Genomic DNA, 15,013 nt, shown 5'->3' with positions numbered 1-15,013 from the left:
TAGGTGGGCAAAGGTGATTCGAGGGCGGCGCGAGCGACGCGTCAGGCCCTGAGACGGCCCATTCACCGTAGCGAGATTGGATAGCGTCAGGAAGGCGACGATATAAATGGCAACCAAGGTCAAAGAGAACGAAGACGCGGAAGTCGAACGCGACGGCGCAAGCGACGGCCCTCTTCTCGATCTTTCCGACGACGCGGTCAAGAAGATGATCAAGGCCGCCAAGAAGCGCGGCTATGTGACGATGGACGAGCTCAACGCGGTCCTGCCGTCCGAAGAAGTGACGTCCGAGCAGATCGAAGACACGATGTCGATGCTGTCGGACATGGGCATCAACGTCATCGAAGATGAAGAGGCCGAGGAAGCCGGTGCTTCCAGCGGCGGCGATGACGACGACGCCGGCGGCGACGAGGAGAGCGAAGGTGGCGAACTCGCGCCTTCGAGCGGCACCGCGCTCGCAACCGCCAAGAAGAAAGAACCGACTGACCGTACCGATGACCCGGTGCGCATGTATCTGCGCGAAATGGGCTCGGTGGAGCTGCTCTCCCGCGAGGGCGAAATCGCCATCGCCAAGCGCATCGAGGCCGGCCGCGAAACGATGATCGCTGGCCTCTGCGAGAGCCCGCTGACCTTCCAGGCGATCATCATCTGGCGCGACGAACTCAACGAAGGCACGACGCTGCTGCGTGAGATCATCGATCTCGAAACCACCTATTCCGGCCCTGAAGCCAAGGCCGCGCCGCAGTTCCAGAGCCCCGAGAAGATCGAGGCTGACCGCAAGGCTGCCGAGGAAAAGGAAAAGACCCGCCGCGCCCGTTCCGGCGACGACGACATCACCGATGTCGGCGGCGAGGGACTGCCTCCCGAGGAGGAGGAAGAGGACGAGGACGAATCCAACCTCTCGCTGGCGGCGATGGAAGCCGAGCTTCGCCCGCAGGTGATGGAGACGCTGGATACGATCGCCGAGACCTACAAGAAGCTGCGCAAGCTGCAGGACCAGCAGGTCGAGCAGCGCCTGTCGGCATCCGGCACGCTGTCTTCAGCCCAAGAGCGCCGCTACAAGGAGCTCAAGGACGAACTGATCAAGGCGGTCAAATCGCTGTCCTTGAACCAGAACCGCATCGACGCCCTGGTCGAGCAGCTTTACGACATCAACAAGCGCCTCGTTTCCAACGAGGGCCGTCTGCTGCGCCTGGCCGAATCCTACGGCGTCAAGCGCGATAGCTTCCTGGAACAGTATCAGGGCGCCGAGCTCGACCCGAACTGGATGAAGTCGATCGGCAATCTGGCTGCCCGCGGCTGGAAGGAATTTGCCCGCGGCGAAAACACGACGATCCGCGATATCCGCCAGGAGATCCAGAATCTGGCGACCGAGACCGGCATTTCGATTTCGGAATTCCGCCGCATCGTGCACATGGTGCAGAAGGGCGAGCGCGAAGCGCGTATCGCCAAGAAGGAGATGGTCGAAGCGAACCTTCGCCTCGTCATCTCGATTGCCAAGAAATACACGAACCGCGGCCTGCAATTCCTGGACCTCATTCAGGAAGGCAATATCGGCCTGATGAAGGCGGTCGACAAGTTCGAATACCGCCGCGGCTACAAGTTCTCGACCTATGCGACATGGTGGATCCGTCAGGCGATCACCCGTTCGATCGCCGACCAGGCCCGCACGATCCGCATTCCGGTGCACATGATCGAGACGATCAACAAGATCGTCCGTACCTCGCGCCAGATGCTGCATGAAATCGGCCGCGAGCCGACGCCGGAAGAACTGGCCGAAAAGCTCGCCATGCCGCTCGAAAAGGTCCGCAAGGTCCTGAAGATCGCCAAGGAGCCGATCTCGCTCGAAACCCCGGTGGGCGACGAAGAGGATTCGCATCTCGGCGATTTCATCGAGGACAAGAACGCCCTGCTGCCGATCGACGCGGCCATCCAGGCGAACCTGCGCGAGACGACGACCCGGGTTCTCGCCTCGCTGACGCCGCGCGAGGAACGTGTCCTGCGCATGCGCTTCGGCATCGGCATGAACACCGACCATACGCTCGAAGAGGTTGGCCAGCAGTTCTCGGTCACCCGCGAACGTATCCGCCAGATCGAGGCGAAGGCGCTGCGCAAGCTGAAGCATCCGAGCCGCTCCCGGAAGCTGCGCTCGTTCCTCGACAGCTGAGTTTCGACGCCGTTCTGATTGGAAAAGCCGGGCCCTGCGCCCGGCTTTTGCTTTGCTGTAATTAGTACCAATGATCGCGGCGGCTTTCTTGTCCCTCCCTGGTGACAGGACTATAATCCGGCCCACGGGGGAAGGGATCGATCGCGACGCGCGAGCGAGGTCGATGTGTACCTGTCGGCCGATCCTCCGTCAGGAGGTGCGACATGACCACTTACATCCTTTTGATCGATTGGACGGATCAGGGCATCCGCAATGTTCGCGACTCGACAAAGAGGCTGGACGCGGCGAAGAAACTGCTCGCCGGTGTCGGCGGCTCGTTCAACCAGTTCTTTCTGACGATGGGCGGGCATGACATGGTTGCCGTCTGCGAGGCGCCCGATGACGCGGTGATGGCGCATTTTACGCTGTCGCTCGCCATGGGCGGCAATGTCCGGACCGAGACGCTGAAGGCCTTTCCGGAAGCGGCCTATCGGGATCTCATCGGTTCGCTCGGCTGAATGCAATTATAGATTGCGTAATTTACCTGTTGCATGGCTTCGGCTGTGCTGGCAGTGTTCGCGCCGTGCTTCAATTTCCGCGGCAGGGCTCCCGGCCCGATTTTCGGCAAGCTCCATGATGAAAGCGCTTTTCATGATCTCCGCCGATCGCGCGACAGCCGCTTCCTGACCGATGGAACTGGCGGCAGGCAAATGGGATGGGGGAATCGGGCGCGGGGCTGCTGTGTCCTTTGGCCTGCATGCCGCGGCGATCCTCCTTCTCCTGCTGCTGTGGCCGAAGGCCGAGCCGCCGATGCTATTGCCCGATGACGGTCTCTCGGTGGAGATCGTTCCGCAGCCGGTGGGGCCGCTGACAAGGCCCGAGCCGGTCAGGGCGCCATCGCCGGCGCCGGCAAAAGCCGAAGCCGCAGCGCCGCAAGCCGAAAGGCCGGTTGCCAACAATGCGCCGGCTGCGGCAATGCCGTCCGTGACGCCGACCGCGCCGCCGGCGCCGAAGCCCACCGAATTCGTCGCGGCAAGCCGGCTGTTTTCCGACAAGGTGCTGGCCGATCCGCGCAGCCGGCGCGCTCGCGAAGCGCTGCGCGGCCTTGCCGGCAGCGAGCGCAATCTGCAGCTTTGCGACCTCGAGGCGCTGGAGCAGGTCCGCCGGGCGCGGCCGGATATGCGGCCCGATCTGCTCGCCCCCTATGCCATGGCGCCGGAGAAAATCAGCGGCAACAGCGTCGAGGTGAGGGGCGGCGCGTTGCGCAGCAACAGGGCATGGTACAACATCCAGTTCAAATGCGGGCTCGATGCCGGCTCCGGCAAGGTCACCTCCTTCGCCTTCCTCGTCGGCGATGCCATTCCGCAGGCTGAATGGCAGGCGCATGATCTAGTGGCCGATGACGGGGCCGCCGACCAATGACGCCCATCGCTGCGGCGATCACGTGGTTTTTTTCTTTTGTGGCTTGATGCTGCCGGTTTTAAAGGCCACATCGCTGCTGTGACAGAAGAAGACGTGGCACCGGCGGAAACGCAGCACGAAACGGGAAAACAGCGGCCTGAAATCCGCTGGGGCATCGGTGCGTCCGTGCTTCTGCATGTCCCCCTTGTCGCGCTTCTGATCTTCGGGCTGCCGAAGATCGAGCCGAAGCCTGCCGAAGACGAGAGCGTGAAGGTCGAACTCGTTCCGCCGCCGGAGGAGAAGAAGCCGGAGGAAAAGCCCAAGGAAAAGCCACCGGAGCCGAAGCCGCCGGAACAGACGAAGAAGCAACCGCCGCCACCGCCTCCGCCGCGCGCCGCCGAAAATAAGCCGTCAGAGCAAGTAAAGCCTGCGGCCCCCATGCCGAGTCTGAATCCTGTTTTCGAGTTCGGCGACAGGGACAGCGGACCGAAAAAATCCACCTCGGGGAATTCTTCGCAAGGCGAGGTAAAACCCGCGACGACGGCGCTCCAGCACGGCGCAAAGCCGGAACAGGCGCCTGCGGAGGCCTCTGCAGAAAAGCCGGAGACCGAAACGCCTCCGGCAAGGCCGGTTCCTGACGATGTACAACTTCCCGAGGTCGCGACGGCCGAAATTTCTGCCGAGCGCAATGCGCCTCTTGCTGAAGCGCCGGGTGAAGCTCAAACCGATATCGAGGCAGTCAAGCCGCCCGAACGGAAGCCTCCAGAGTCGACGAAAATGGACGCAGCAAAGGATGATCTCGTGAAGGCAAAAACCTTGTTTTCGCAGGCTGCTGATGACGATCCCGTGGCGAAAATCGCGATGAATGGAGTGCCGCGCAGTAAACGTGTTGCCCAGCTTTGCAGGAGCGAACTCCAGCAACAGTTGATCCACTCTTCGCCAAGCTTTCAGCCAATTATTGTCCCTAGTCAGGGTTTATCAAGCGGCACCGTTCTGGATCTCCGAGCCGCCTTCCGCACAGCTGAGGGCTGGTACGACGTACACTTTCGTTGTGAGGTGGATGAGGACGCTATGAAGGTTGTCTCTTTTGCTTTTGATGTCAGCGGAGCCATTCCGCGCAGCCAATGGAAAAGTCGGGGGCTTCCTGGGAATTGAATTTGGAGACTCGATACCAACCAGCCACACGCAAGGAACCGCATCTAGCCTCTCCTCATGGCCGTGATGTTACGGTGAAGAGGACAATGATATGTCGAACGAGATCGAGCATTTTCTTGAGCGTCAGGATGAAGCCGTGAGCGCGCTGTTCCTGGAACACAAGGGCGACGAGCTGACCGATATTCTGGTGGCGGCTCTGGAAGAGGCGTTCGAAATCCTTCTCGAAGCCGCGCCCGCCGAAACCGTTCATTGACGTGGAGGCGTGCGGTCTGCCGCATAACTTCCTGCAATCGGAATACGTTTCCCCGCCGTCGGAACGAGGCGCCCAGATGTCCCAGCAGGATCAATCGCTCCCGGCGCGTACACTTGATGCGCGTCTTGCCAATTACCGGTTCGAGCGTGACGCGCTCGGCCGTTCGGCCGCGAGCGTCTTCCGGCTGGAAGCGGGCGGATTGCCGACGCTTTATCTGAAGGTCGAGGAGGCGGGGCCGTTCGGCGAGCTTGCCGACGAAGCAGCGAGGCTTGACTGGCTCAAAGGCTCCGGTCTGCCCTGTCCCGAGGTCATTGCGCGGGAAAGCGGCGGCGGGCGCAACCGGCTGCTGATCAGCGCCCTGCCGGGCGCCGATCTCGCCAGCGCATCGACCTTGACGCCGCTGGTGCGGGTGGAATTGCTGGCGGCGGCGCTTCTCGATCTGCATCGCCTGCCGATCGCATCCTGCCCCTTCGACCACCGGCTGGAGAACCGCATTGCCGCGGCCAAAGCGCGGATGCAGGCCGGCATCGTCGACGAGACCGATTTCGACGAGACGCGGCTTGGCAAAAGTGCCGAGGCGCTGTTTGCCGAACTCGAAAACAGAAGGCCGGGCCGCGAGGATCTTGTCGTCACCCATGGCGATGCCTGCCTGCCGAATTTCGTCGCTGCGGCAGAGGGGTTCTCCGGCTATATCGATTGCAGCCGTCTCGGCGTCGCCGACCGCTATCAGGATATCGCGCTCGCCTGCCGCAGCATCGCCTATAATTTCGGTGAGCCGCTGGTGCGGCCCTTCCTCGATCGTTACGGGCTGACGAGGCCGGATCCGGCGAGGCTCCATTATTTCCAACTGCTCGACGAGTTTTTCTAGCCATTGCCCCATCTCCATCCGACTGGCAGAGTGGCCGGCGATCGGAGCTGCGGGCGGATGACGGCGAAAAACCAGTTCAGGATGCTGCGCTCTCTTCTGGCTGGCGTCGAAGCGGTGGAAGCGGAAACGCGTCACAGTTTTTCCCGGCACACGCATGAGCAGTTCGGCATCGGCCTCGTCTCATCCGGGGCGCAGAAATCGCTGAGCGGCCGCGGCATGGTGGAGGCTGCGGCCGGCGATATCATCACGGTCAATCCGAACGAGGTGCATGACGGCGCGCCGATCGGCGAAGCGCGGTCGTGGCGCATTCTCTATTTCGATCCGGAGATCGTCGCCGGCCTGGCGCGAGAGGTGAGCAACGGCGGGGCAGGGCGATCGGAAATCCCGCATCCGGTCATCCGCAACAGGGCGATCGCCGCCCGCTTCGAAACGTTGTTTGGCGCGGTGACCGAGGCCAAGACGGATAGGATGCTGCGCGAGCAACTGCTGCTGCAGCTTGTCGCCGATGTCATGCGTGAGCGCGGCGGCAGCGACGAGCGGCCGCCGGTGCCGGCGTCGATCCGCGCGGCCCGGGATCTGATCGACGACGATCCGCTTGCCGCCGTCTCGCTCGCCGATCTCTCGCGGGAAAGCAAGCTCAGCCGCTTCCAGGTGCTGCGCGGTTTTGCCCGGGCGACGGGACTGACGCCGCATGCCTATCTCGTCCAGGCCCGCATCCATATCGCCCGGCGGCTGATCGCTCAGGGCATGCCGCTTGCGGAGGCGGCCTTCGCCAGCGGCTTTGCCGACCAGAGCCACATGACACGCGTCTTCGTCCGCAAATACGGTCTTTCTCCGCGGCTCTATGCCGGCGCCTTTCTCTGAGCGGTGCCGGTCGCTTCGTCACGCGGGCGGAATCCGATCCATGACCCAGGCCAGCCACCCGCCCTCGTCCTTCGAGGCTCCGGCCTGCGGCCTGCACACCTCAGGATAAGGGCTGATCGTGGGTGCCGTGCTTCTGATAAGCGGGCGAAATGGCTGCTCCTCACCTTCATCGAAAACAGGAGAGGATTTGGGCTCGACGCCCAAGAGAGCCTCATCCTGAGGTGCCCCGCAGGGGCCTCGAAGGACGAGGCGGGTGCGCTGGCGGTTGATGGATGCAAGGCGCAGCGCCGAGCGTGTCCTTCGAGGCTCCGGCCTTTGGCCTGCGCGCCTCAGGATGAGGGAGATTGGAGGATGCCGCACCCTCTCTCCGGCATCATCCTTGTGCCCCGCAGCCGTGAGAGCCGACCCACCCGCCGCGCTTTGGTTCTTTGTTTATACCCTGCAATTTCGTTCAAGACCGCGAGAACTCCCTGCTGTTTTCTCGGCGCGTCCAACAGGAGGCGCCGAATGTCGAGGCAGGTTCAAGGTTATCTCTATCTGGCGCTGGCCATGCTGACGGTCGGAAGCACCGTCATCGCCAGCAAGCTCATCGCCTCCGGTCTGCCGCCGTTTACCGCCACGGCATTGCGCTTCGCGCTGGCTTTTACCGTCTTGCTGGTGCTGATGCGCGCGACCGGCGTGCGGCTGCCGAAGCTTTCCCGGCATGACCGGCTGATCCTCGTCATTCAGGCCGGCGCCGGCAGCGTTGGTTATACGACGCTGCTGATTTCCGGCCTCGGCCTGACCTCTGCGGCCGATGCCGGCGTGGTTATCGGCACGCTGCCGGTGGTGTCGGCTGCCATTTCCATTCTGCTGCTTCGCGAAAGGCCGAAGCCTGCTTTGCTTGTTGCCGTGGCGCTGGCGACGGCGGGCGTGCTTTCGATCGCCGTCACGCCCGGTGCGGCCGGCGGGTCGCTCGCCGGCAATGGGCTGATCTTCTGCGCCGTTATCTGCGAGGGGCTGTTCATCCTGCTGAACAAGAGGCTGAAGACGGACATTCCGCCGCTTGCCCAGTCGACGCTGATGGCCGGGATCGGCTTTGTCGTCGCCGTCATCCCGGCGGTGTTCGAGGTGCCTTTCGCACGGGATATATCCCCACGCGCCGCCGTTGCCGTCGCCTATTATGCGCTGGTGCCGACGGTCGCCGGCTTCCTGCTCTGGTATGCGGGGGCGGCGAGGGTGAGCGGCACGGAGGCCGCGCTCTTTACCGCGGTCGCCCCGGTTTCCGCCGTCATGCTGGCTTTCCTGATCCTCGGCGAACCGATCGGGCTCAACCAGGTCGCCGGCATCGCCTGCGTCTTGGCGGCCGCGCTCGGGCTTGCTGCTGCCGGCAGCCGGGCGGCGATGACTATATCCGGAGGGAGATAGGCCATGCAGTTCCGTCATGCCGATGCGATATGGCAAGCGTTTCCGGAGCTTCGCGCCGGGGCGCTTCATGTGGACGCGATCCATCCGGATGCCGCGGTCGAGACGGCGATTGCGCACTTCAGCGCTATTGCCGAGGCCCGGCTGGCCGCAGCGCAGGAGAGCGAGTTTCCCGAAATCCAGGCGTGGCGGCGCGGCTTTTCCCGCATGGGGCTGAAGCCGACGCAATATCGCTCCGCCTCCGAAGCGCTGCTGCGCCGCTTCCGCCAGGACCATGGCCTGCCGCGCCTGCATCCGCTCGTCGATCTCTGCAATGCGATTTCGCTCGCCTTCGCCATTTCGATCGCCATCTTCGACACCGAAAAAATCATAGGCGATCTCGAAGTCCGGCGGGCCGGTGGCCACGAGACCTATCTGACCTTCGGCGGCGAAATCGAGCATCCGGACCCGGACGAGGTGATCTTTGCAGACGGCGCAGAGCGGGCGCATGCGCGGCGCTGGACGAACCGGCAGAGCGGACTTTCGGCAGTACGGCAGACGACGCGCTCGGTGCTGATCGTTGCCGAGGCCCTGCATGCTTCCGCCGGCGAGGATATCGCCAGGCTGATCGCAACACTCGCGGATGCGCTTGGAGCTCACTGGCCGGCGACGCCGAAAACGGCGATGCTGAGCCCGGCGTCGCCTGGTTTCGAATTCTAACGCCTGTCAGCAGGTAAGGTCTTGGGCCGGCCGCATGCCCGCCCTATCTCCACGGCATCGATATTTCCTGGAGGCGAAGCGCATGTCAGACCGATCGATCAAGATCCCCGGGCCCGACCATCCGATCACCATCGAGCACAATCCCTGCCGCGTCGTCGTCACGCTCGGCGGCAAGGTGATTGCCGATAGCCACGATGCGCTGACGCTGCGCGAGGCCTCCTATCCGCCGGTGCAGTATATTCCGCGTCGGGATGTCGACATGGCGCAGCTTCAGCGCACCGACCATGCCAGCCATTGCCCCTATAAGGGGGACGCCGCCTATTACAGCATCATTGCCGGCGGCGAGCGCTCGAAGAATGCGGTCTGGACCTACGAAGCGCCGAATGCCGCCGTCAGCACCATCAAGGACCATCTCGCCTTCTATCCCGACCGCGTCGACGCCATCGAGGAAATGGCCTCGCCGGAGGCCGGCACCTTCTGACGACGCTGCGTCTTCCGGTGGAACATGTTGCCTGCGGGATCGTTGAATTGGTCTAGCGGGGGATGTGCCGTGCCGAAATTCTACTTTCAGCTCCTTGATCGTGATGGCGTCGGGGCGACCGAGACGGGATATGAATTCGCCTCCATCGAGGCCGCAAAAGCCGAGGCGCGGCGCGTGCTTGCGGAGATGGCCGCCGAAGGCCTGCCGGCGGAACCGCTGAACATGCTGTCGGTGGAACTCTTCGACGAAAGCCGGCGGCCGCTTGCGGAAATCCGGCTGATTCTCGAGGAAATCCCCAAGTAGCCGTGCCGGCATGCCGCCTCTCTGCCAGTCGGAGCAACGGCGCGACTATGTCAAATTTAATTGCCGGCTATGAAGGCGGGTCCTAATGCATGCTGCGACATGCATAAACAAAAAGCCAAAGCCGCATCGCGGCGGCCGCTATCGCAGGACGTCGAGCCATTCATTGTTGAAGACGAGGCTGGCAACCGTAACCGGGTCGCCGCTTTCGTTTCGAACGGTGACGGCGATGATGGCGCGATCGCCCGCCGGCAGTTCGTCACGGGCCACATCCAGCAGGATGCGGGTCACCTCTTTGGGAATATCCGCGCGCGACCGGAGCTCGGTGCCGTGCTCGTCACGTGTCGGGCCTTCGCCGTTATGCAGATCGAAAAAGTAGCGAGCCATGTTTTTTCCTGTCGTCACAGGGGGAAATTACAGATGAAGACAATTGTTCCCGAGGCTAGGCATTGATTCTTATAGAAAATACAGGTCGCATCGTCATGATCACCTCTTATGCTATCGGCGGACAAGCCCGTGATTGAAGCCCTGCTGCTCAACCTCGGAAGGCGCGATGTGCTATCGGCGGAAGAGGAAAATCTCCTCCGCTCGATCCTGGTCAAGGACAGGCACTTCCTTGCCGGAGAGGATATCGTCCCCGAAGGCAGCCGGCCGCCCTACAGCACGCTGCTCATCGATGGTTTTGCGGCACGCTACAAGGTGATGGCCGATGGCAGCCGCCAGATCACCGCGCTGCATGTCGCCGGCGATTTCGTCGACCTGCACGCCTTTCCCGTCAAGAAGATGGATCACGGTATCGTCGCGCTGTCGGACTGTCATGTCGTCTTTGCCGATCATGCCGATCTCAGGGCGATCACCGAGCGCATGCCGCATCTGACCCGGCTGCTTTGGCTCGATACGCTGGTGGACGGCGCCATTCACCGGGAGTGGATCGTCGCCATGGGCCGGCGCTCCAAACGCGCCCACATCGCCCATCTCGTCTGCGAGCTTTTCGTGCGGCTGCAGGTCGTCAAGCGGACGCGGGGCGAAAGCTTCCAGTTTCCCTTGACGCAGATCGAGATGGCCGACGTGCTCGGCGTTTCCGTCGTCCATCTCAACAAGACGCTGCAGGCGCTCAGGCGCGAGGGGGTCTTCACCTGGGAGAACCGGACGATCACCATCGTCGACTGGGAGCGCCTGCAGGAAATCGCCGAATTCGACCCAGCCTATCTGAACATCGTCAAGGAGCCGCGCTGATGCCCAATACGCGAGGCCTGACACGCGATGCCGGCCGGCGCGACATCATATCCGCGCGTTGCAATTGACAAAGCGCTCATCGAAGCAGAACACCGTTTTGACATTCACGAAAACCTCCTGAAGGCCGCCGCTCCCATCGCCGGCCGGTGACATCGCAATGGACATATCCCAAGGCCCGCGGAGCGTTCTTCGCCACCCCGGCTATCTGAACTTCGCTGCCTCCCGCGTCTTTTCCTCGCTTGCCTTCCAGTCGATCGGCATCGCCATGGGCTGGATGATCTACGACCAGACGCACAGCGCCTTTGCGCTCGGCCTCGTCGGCCTCTGCCAGTTCCTGCCGATGGCGGCGCTGACCTTCGTCGTCGGCCATGTCGCCGACCGCTTCGACCGGCGGCGCATCGGCCTCATCTGCCAGGTGATCGAGGCGGTGACGGCGCTGGTGTTGGCGGTTGCCACCTGGCAGCAATGGCTGACGCCTTCAGGCATCCTTGCCGCCGTCACCGTGCTTGGCGCCGTCGTCGCCTTCGAGCGGCCGACCATGGCGGCGCTGCTGCCGAATATCGTGCCGGCCTCGATGCTGCAGAAGGCGGTCGCCACCTCCACCTCGCTGATGCAGACAGCGCTGATCATCGGCCCCTCGCTTGGCGGCCTGCTCTACGGGCTGAACCCGGTGGCGCCTTTCGCCGTGTCGGCGCTGTTTTTTGCCGCCGCCAGCTTCAACGTCATCTCGATCCGCCTGCAATGGGCGCCCGGCAAGCGCGAGCCGGTGACACTCGCCTCGGTCTTTGCCGGCGTTTCCTTCATCCGCAGCCGGCCGGTGATGCTCGGCACCATCTCGCTCGATCTCTTCGCGGTGCTGCTCGGCGGCGCCACCGCGCTACTGCCGATGTTTGCCCGCGATATCCTGCATGCCGGTCCGTGGGGACTGGGCTTCCTGCGCGCCGCGCCGGCGATCGGCGCGCTCGCCATGTCGATCGTGCTTGCCCGCCGGCCGCTCGAGAGCAATGTCGGGCGCAAGATGCTCGCCGCCGTCGCCGTGTTCGGCCTCGCCACCATCGTTTTTGCGCTCTCCACCAATATCGTGCTTTCCGTCGCCGCCCTGTTCGTCGTCGGTGCGTCGGATACGGTCAGCGTCGTCGTGCGCAGCTCGCTGGTGCAGCTGCTGACGCCGGATGAAATGCGGGGCCGTGTCAGCGCCGTCAACTCGCTGTTCATCGGCACCTCGAACCAGCTCGGCGAATTCGAATCCGGCATGATGGCGGCAGCGCTGGGCCCCGTCGCCACCGGCATTGTCGGCGGACTCGGCACTGTAATCGTCGTGTTGCTGTGGATGCGGCTCTTTCCCGATCTCACCAAGGTCAAGACGCTGCAGGGCTGATGCCTGTCTGTGCGTTGAAACCAGCGGCGGCTCCCGTTAGGGTCCGCGCAAATCATTATTCGGCGGGGCGGCGCGTGACGAAAACTTTTTTATCCTATCTGCTGGCGGCGGTTTTCGCCTCGGCGCCGGCGGTGGCATCGGCCGATTGGCAGGCGGTGGAAGAGGTGCGGCCCTATTCGATATCCGGAACGACCGGTGCGGCGCTCTACGAATCGATCGGGGCGCGGGGCCCGAAGGCCGGGCCCACCGGCCGGGTGATCGCGCATACGACCTTCAAGCTGACCTGGACCCGCAAATACGAAACGCAGGGCAATGCCTGCGTCATCACCACCAACCGGCCGAAGCTCATCATCACCTATACGCTGCCGAAACCCTCGGCTGCGCTGCCGCCGGCCGCCGGCAGCAGCTGGGAGAGCTTTATCGCAGGCGTGCAGGCGCATGAGCGGGTGCATGGCGAGACCATCAAGGAGATGGTCAAGGAAATCGAGGTGATGAGCGTCGGCCTCACTGTTGCCGACGACCCGGATTGCAAGAAGATCCGCGTTGAACTGACGCGCCGCCTCGGCGAGATTTCCGACAGGCAACGCCAGCGCGGCCGCGACTTCGACAAGATCGAAATGGGCGACGGCGGCAATATCCAGCAGCTGATCCTCAAGCTGGTCAATGGGCCTTGATTGCCGCTGCCGGCGCCGCATCCCTGGACCTGCCCGGGCGCGCTCCTATCTCTCCCGTCAGCGCGAGAATGTGGAGAAGGTGTCATGTCCTATGTCGACGGTTTCATCGTGGCGGTGCCGAAGGAGAATATCGAGGCCTACAAGAAATTCTCGAACTTCGCCGGCTCGATCTGGAAGGAGTATGGGGCGCTCGAATATGTCGAATGCATCGGCGACGATGTGCCCTATGGCGAACTGACCTCCTTTCCCCGCGCCGTGCAGGCGAAGGAGGATGAGGTGGTGGTGTTTGCCTGGATCGTCTACCGGTCGCGGCAGGAGCGCGACGATATCAACGCCGAGGTGATGGCGGATCCGAGGCTCGAGGGCGACCAATGGCAGATGCCGTTCGACGGCAAGCGGATGATCTATGGCGGCTTCGAAACGCTGATCAAACTCTGACCTCAAGCATTGACTTGCCTCTTATGACGCGCCACCTCGCGGCAATCAGATTCCGAGACGGGAGAGCGCCTTGCCACAGACGATCCTGACCCTTTCCACACGCGGACAGGGCCTTTACGAATTCACCGATCAGGCAGACGCCTTCGTCAGCGCTTCGGGACGGGAGGAGGGGCTTCTCACCGTCTTCGTGCGCCACACCTCCTGCTCGCTGCTGATCCAGGAAAATGCCGATCCCGACGTGCAAACCGATCTTCTTTCCTTCTTCCGCCGCCTCGTGCCGCCGGCCTCCGATCCTGCGATGGGCTGGGTCGTGCATCGGGCCGAAGGGCCGGATGACATGCCGGCGCATATCAAGGCGGCGCTGACACAGGTCTCTGTCGGCATTCCCGTCGCGCGCAGCCGGCTGATGCTCGGCACCTGGCAGGGCCTCTATCTCTTCGAGCATCGCGACCGGCCGCACCGCCGGGAAATAGTGCTGCATCTCGGCCCGTGAAAGGATTAATCCTTGTGAATGAGAAGTGAATGGTCGGTTCGAACGCCATTCAGTTTGCAGCGTTTACTGTCGAGGCAATCCCTAAGGGAGAACCCAAGCATGTCGCGCAATAACGACATGCGTAGAAATAAGACCAATCGACGGAGACGCCTCATGACACATTTCCTCGCCAAGGCCTCGCTTGCCGCATTGCTCGCCCTCTGCACCGTCCCGGCCACGGTCACCACCGCGGCAGCCGCTGGGCCGCAGACGAATTTCGTCGTCGAGGCGCAATATCACCGGCCGATTCGCGGCTGCTCGCCGATGCATGCCGTGCGCAAGGCGCGCGATTTCGGTCTGCGCAGAGCCCAGATCACCCGCATGTCGCCGCGCGTCGTCGTCGTTTCCGGCCGCGACCATCGCGGCTGGGACAGGATGGTCTTCGCCAATGTCCGCGGCTGCCCGCTGATCCGGCGCTGAGGACTGCGCCGGCAGGCGCCGACACGGCGCCTGCCGGCCGCTTTTGCCTTGACGGCGACACTTTCAGCCGCTTCTTCTCTAATCCGTATGGGTGATTCCCAGGCGGCTCGGCCGCACCGACTTTGAAACGAAAGGTTTTTCGATGATGCAGTTTTTGGCAAAGGCGGGTCTTGCCGTCATGCTGACCGCCGGCACCCTTGCCGGCACGGTGGCGCCCGCCGCCGCGCAGTTGAATATTATTATCGGCGATCAGGACCGTGACGCGCCGCGGGATTATCGCCGTCCGGCTCCGGGCTACGACCGTCCGGGCTTCGAGGGCCGCCGTCCGCGCGGCTGCGATCCGCGTCTGGCCCAAGATATGGCCCGCGATTACGGCTTCCGCCGCGCCCGCGTCGTCGACATCACGCCCCGCCGCGTCATCGTCCAGGGCTGGACACGCCGCGGCCCCGACGAGATGAGCTTCGGCAACGTCCGCGGCTGCCCGGCCCTGCGTCGCTGATATAATTTAGAATACCGCCCGTCTCCCCGATGCGGCGGCTACTGCATAATTCCTTAGATCGGAAACGATCTAAGGATAAAATTATGCAGTAATTCAAAGTGCTGCAGCGTCCTTTGCACGTCTGAAAGACGTGCGGCGCTGCAGAACCGCCTTTGCCAGTCTCCCCGGATCGGCAAGGGCGGTTTTGTTTTTTGGTATTTTTGCGCGCAGCAGACCCCTCCCCAACCCCTCCCCACAAGGGGAGGGGCTAAACCGCGGCCCACGGCGG

At 63.1% G+C, this 15,013-nt stretch carries 19 protein-coding genes; 18 read left to right on the top strand and 1 reads right to left on the bottom strand.

Annotation, left to right across the window (positions count from 1 at the left end; translation table 11 throughout):
• Positions 1 to 106: 106 nt before the first annotated feature.
• The 11 genes from rpoD (at position 107) to AMK05_RS15545 (ending at position 9,571) form a co-directional block, all read left to right on the top strand.
• Positions 107 to 2,164, top strand: a complete 2,058-nt coding sequence (rpoD, locus tag AMK05_RS15590) for an RNA polymerase sigma factor RpoD (protein WP_049736253.1) — start codon at positions 107 to 109, stop codon at positions 2,162 to 2,164.
• A gap of 203 nt (positions 2,165 to 2,367) precedes the next feature.
• Positions 2,368 to 2,661: a GYD domain-containing protein gene (locus tag AMK05_RS15585; RefSeq protein ID WP_064839863.1), complete on the top strand. Its 294-nt coding sequence runs from the start codon at positions 2,368 to 2,370 to the stop codon at positions 2,659 to 2,661.
• Between the two features lie 172 nt (positions 2,662 to 2,833).
• Positions 2,834 to 3,565, top strand: coding sequence for a DUF930 domain-containing protein (locus tag AMK05_RS15580; RefSeq protein WP_064839861.1), 732 nt, complete (start codon positions 2,834 to 2,836; stop codon positions 3,563 to 3,565).
• Between the two features lie 36 nt (positions 3,566 to 3,601).
• Positions 3,602 to 4,699 carry a DUF930 domain-containing protein gene (locus AMK05_RS15575; RefSeq protein ID WP_064839859.1) on the top strand — a complete coding sequence of 366 codons (1,098 nt, stop codon included), beginning with the start codon at positions 3,602 to 3,604 and terminating at the stop codon, positions 4,697 to 4,699.
• Positions 4,700 to 4,790: 91 nt separating this feature from the next.
• The gene (locus AMK05_RS35265; RefSeq protein ID WP_003593186.1) at positions 4,791 to 4,952 is read left to right on the top strand and encodes a hypothetical protein; all 162 of its coding nucleotides are present in this window, start codon (positions 4,791 to 4,793) and stop codon (positions 4,950 to 4,952) included.
• A gap of 76 nt (positions 4,953 to 5,028) precedes the next feature.
• On the top strand, positions 5,029 to 5,820 hold the full coding sequence (locus AMK05_RS15570) for an APH(3')-II family aminoglycoside O-phosphotransferase (RefSeq protein ID WP_064839857.1): 792 nt from the start codon (positions 5,029 to 5,031) through the stop codon (positions 5,818 to 5,820).
• 57 nt (positions 5,821 to 5,877) lie between these two features.
• Positions 5,878 to 6,684, top strand: a complete 807-nt coding sequence (locus AMK05_RS15565; protein ID WP_064839855.1) for an AraC family transcriptional regulator — start codon at positions 5,878 to 5,880, stop codon at positions 6,682 to 6,684.
• A gap of 507 nt (positions 6,685 to 7,191) precedes the next feature.
• The gene (locus AMK05_RS15560; RefSeq protein ID WP_064839853.1) at positions 7,192 to 8,091 is read left to right on the top strand and encodes a DMT family transporter; all 900 of its coding nucleotides are present in this window, start codon (positions 7,192 to 7,194) and stop codon (positions 8,089 to 8,091) included.
• Positions 8,092 to 8,094: 3 nt separating this feature from the next.
• Positions 8,095 to 8,787: a B3/B4 domain-containing protein gene (locus tag AMK05_RS15555; protein WP_064839851.1), complete on the top strand. Its 693-nt coding sequence runs from the start codon at positions 8,095 to 8,097 to the stop codon at positions 8,785 to 8,787.
• Positions 8,788 to 8,869: 82 nt separating this feature from the next.
• A complete protein-coding gene (locus AMK05_RS15550) occupies positions 8,870 to 9,268 on the top strand; it encodes a DUF427 domain-containing protein (protein ID WP_064839849.1) in 399 nt (132 codons plus the stop codon).
• Positions 9,269 to 9,337: 69 nt separating this feature from the next.
• Positions 9,338 to 9,571: a DUF6894 family protein gene (locus tag AMK05_RS15545; RefSeq protein WP_064839848.1), complete on the top strand. Its 234-nt coding sequence runs from the start codon at positions 9,338 to 9,340 to the stop codon at positions 9,569 to 9,571.
• Positions 9,572 to 9,709: 138 nt separating this feature from the next.
• On the opposite strand, the gene AMK05_RS15540 is transcribed toward AMK05_RS15545, so the two are convergent.
• Positions 9,710 to 9,955, bottom strand: a complete 246-nt coding sequence (locus tag AMK05_RS15540) for a DUF6894 family protein (RefSeq protein ID WP_064839846.1) — start codon at positions 9,953 to 9,955, stop codon at positions 9,710 to 9,712.
• 129 nt (positions 9,956 to 10,084) lie between these two features.
• On the opposite strand from AMK05_RS15540, the gene AMK05_RS15535 reads away from it, so the two are divergent.
• The 7 genes from AMK05_RS15535 to AMK05_RS15505 all read left to right on the top strand — a co-directional run bounded on the left by AMK05_RS15535 (position 10,085) and on the right by AMK05_RS15505 (position 14,745).
• Complete coding sequence (locus tag AMK05_RS15535) at positions 10,085 to 10,804, top strand: Crp/Fnr family transcriptional regulator (RefSeq protein ID WP_064841398.1); 720 nt, start codon at positions 10,085 to 10,087, stop codon at positions 10,802 to 10,804.
• Between the two features lie 157 nt (positions 10,805 to 10,961).
• Positions 10,962 to 12,182 carry an MFS transporter gene (locus tag AMK05_RS15530; protein WP_064839844.1) on the top strand — a complete coding sequence of 407 codons (1,221 nt, stop codon included), beginning with the start codon at positions 10,962 to 10,964 and terminating at the stop codon, positions 12,180 to 12,182.
• Between the two features lie 74 nt (positions 12,183 to 12,256).
• A complete protein-coding gene (locus tag AMK05_RS15525; protein ID WP_064839841.1) occupies positions 12,257 to 12,856 on the top strand; it encodes a DUF922 domain-containing Zn-dependent protease in 600 nt (199 codons plus the stop codon).
• Positions 12,857 to 12,940: 84 nt separating this feature from the next.
• Positions 12,941 to 13,294, top strand: a complete 354-nt coding sequence (locus tag AMK05_RS15520; protein WP_064839839.1) for a DUF1428 domain-containing protein — start codon at positions 12,941 to 12,943, stop codon at positions 13,292 to 13,294.
• Positions 13,295 to 13,364: 70 nt separating this feature from the next.
• Positions 13,365 to 13,787: a secondary thiamine-phosphate synthase enzyme YjbQ gene (locus AMK05_RS15515; protein WP_064839837.1), complete on the top strand. Its 423-nt coding sequence runs from the start codon at positions 13,365 to 13,367 to the stop codon at positions 13,785 to 13,787.
• A gap of 153 nt (positions 13,788 to 13,940) precedes the next feature.
• A complete protein-coding gene (locus AMK05_RS15510; protein WP_064839834.1) occupies positions 13,941 to 14,246 on the top strand; it encodes a hypothetical protein in 306 nt (101 codons plus the stop codon).
• A 142-nt stretch (positions 14,247 to 14,388) separates the two neighbouring features.
• Positions 14,389 to 14,745 (top strand): hypothetical protein, encoded by a 357-nt coding sequence (locus AMK05_RS15505; protein WP_064841397.1) that lies wholly within the window; start codon positions 14,389 to 14,391, stop codon positions 14,743 to 14,745.
• Positions 14,746 to 15,013 lie beyond the last annotated feature (268 nt).

The organism is Rhizobium sp. N324 (assembly GCF_001664485.1).
Taxonomy (GTDB): Bacteria; Pseudomonadota; Alphaproteobacteria; order Rhizobiales; family Rhizobiaceae; genus Rhizobium.
This window is presented reverse-complemented; position numbering and strand designations above follow the sequence as displayed.

Excerpts from the sequence above, each read along its gene's own strand:
- AMK05_RS15565 (WP_064839855.1), top strand. The coding sequence starts at position 5,878 with ATGACGGCGAAAAACCAGTTCAGGATGCTGCGCTCTCTTCTGGCTGGC.
- AMK05_RS15530 (WP_064839844.1), top strand. The coding sequence starts at position 10,962 with ATGGACATATCCCAAGGCCCGCGGAGCGTTCTTCGCCACCCCGGCTAT.
- AMK05_RS15540 (WP_064839846.1), bottom strand. The coding sequence starts at position 9,955 with ATGGCTCGCTACTTTTTCGATCTGCATAACGGCGAAGGCCCGACACGT.
- AMK05_RS15585 (WP_064839863.1), top strand. The coding sequence starts at position 2,368 with ATGACCACTTACATCCTTTTGATCGATTGGACGGATCAGGGCATCCGC.
- AMK05_RS15550 (WP_064839849.1), top strand. The coding sequence starts at position 8,870 with ATGTCAGACCGATCGATCAAGATCCCCGGGCCCGACCATCCGATCACC.
- AMK05_RS35265 (WP_003593186.1), top strand. The coding sequence starts at position 4,791 with ATGTCGAACGAGATCGAGCATTTTCTTGAGCGTCAGGATGAAGCCGTG.
- AMK05_RS15510 (WP_064839834.1), top strand. The coding sequence starts at position 13,941 with ATGACACATTTCCTCGCCAAGGCCTCGCTTGCCGCATTGCTCGCCCTC.
- AMK05_RS15560 (WP_064839853.1), top strand. The coding sequence starts at position 7,192 with ATGTCGAGGCAGGTTCAAGGTTATCTCTATCTGGCGCTGGCCATGCTG.
- AMK05_RS15520 (WP_064839839.1), top strand. The coding sequence starts at position 12,941 with ATGTCCTATGTCGACGGTTTCATCGTGGCGGTGCCGAAGGAGAATATC.
- AMK05_RS15580 (WP_064839861.1), top strand. The coding sequence starts at position 2,834 with ATGGAACTGGCGGCAGGCAAATGGGATGGGGGAATCGGGCGCGGGGCT.
- rpoD (WP_049736253.1), top strand. The coding sequence starts at position 107 with ATGGCAACCAAGGTCAAAGAGAACGAAGACGCGGAAGTCGAACGCGAC.
- AMK05_RS15570 (WP_064839857.1), top strand. The coding sequence starts at position 5,029 with ATGTCCCAGCAGGATCAATCGCTCCCGGCGCGTACACTTGATGCGCGT.
- AMK05_RS15505 (WP_064841397.1), top strand. The coding sequence starts at position 14,389 with ATGATGCAGTTTTTGGCAAAGGCGGGTCTTGCCGTCATGCTGACCGCC.
- AMK05_RS15555 (WP_064839851.1), top strand. The coding sequence starts at position 8,095 with ATGCAGTTCCGTCATGCCGATGCGATATGGCAAGCGTTTCCGGAGCTT.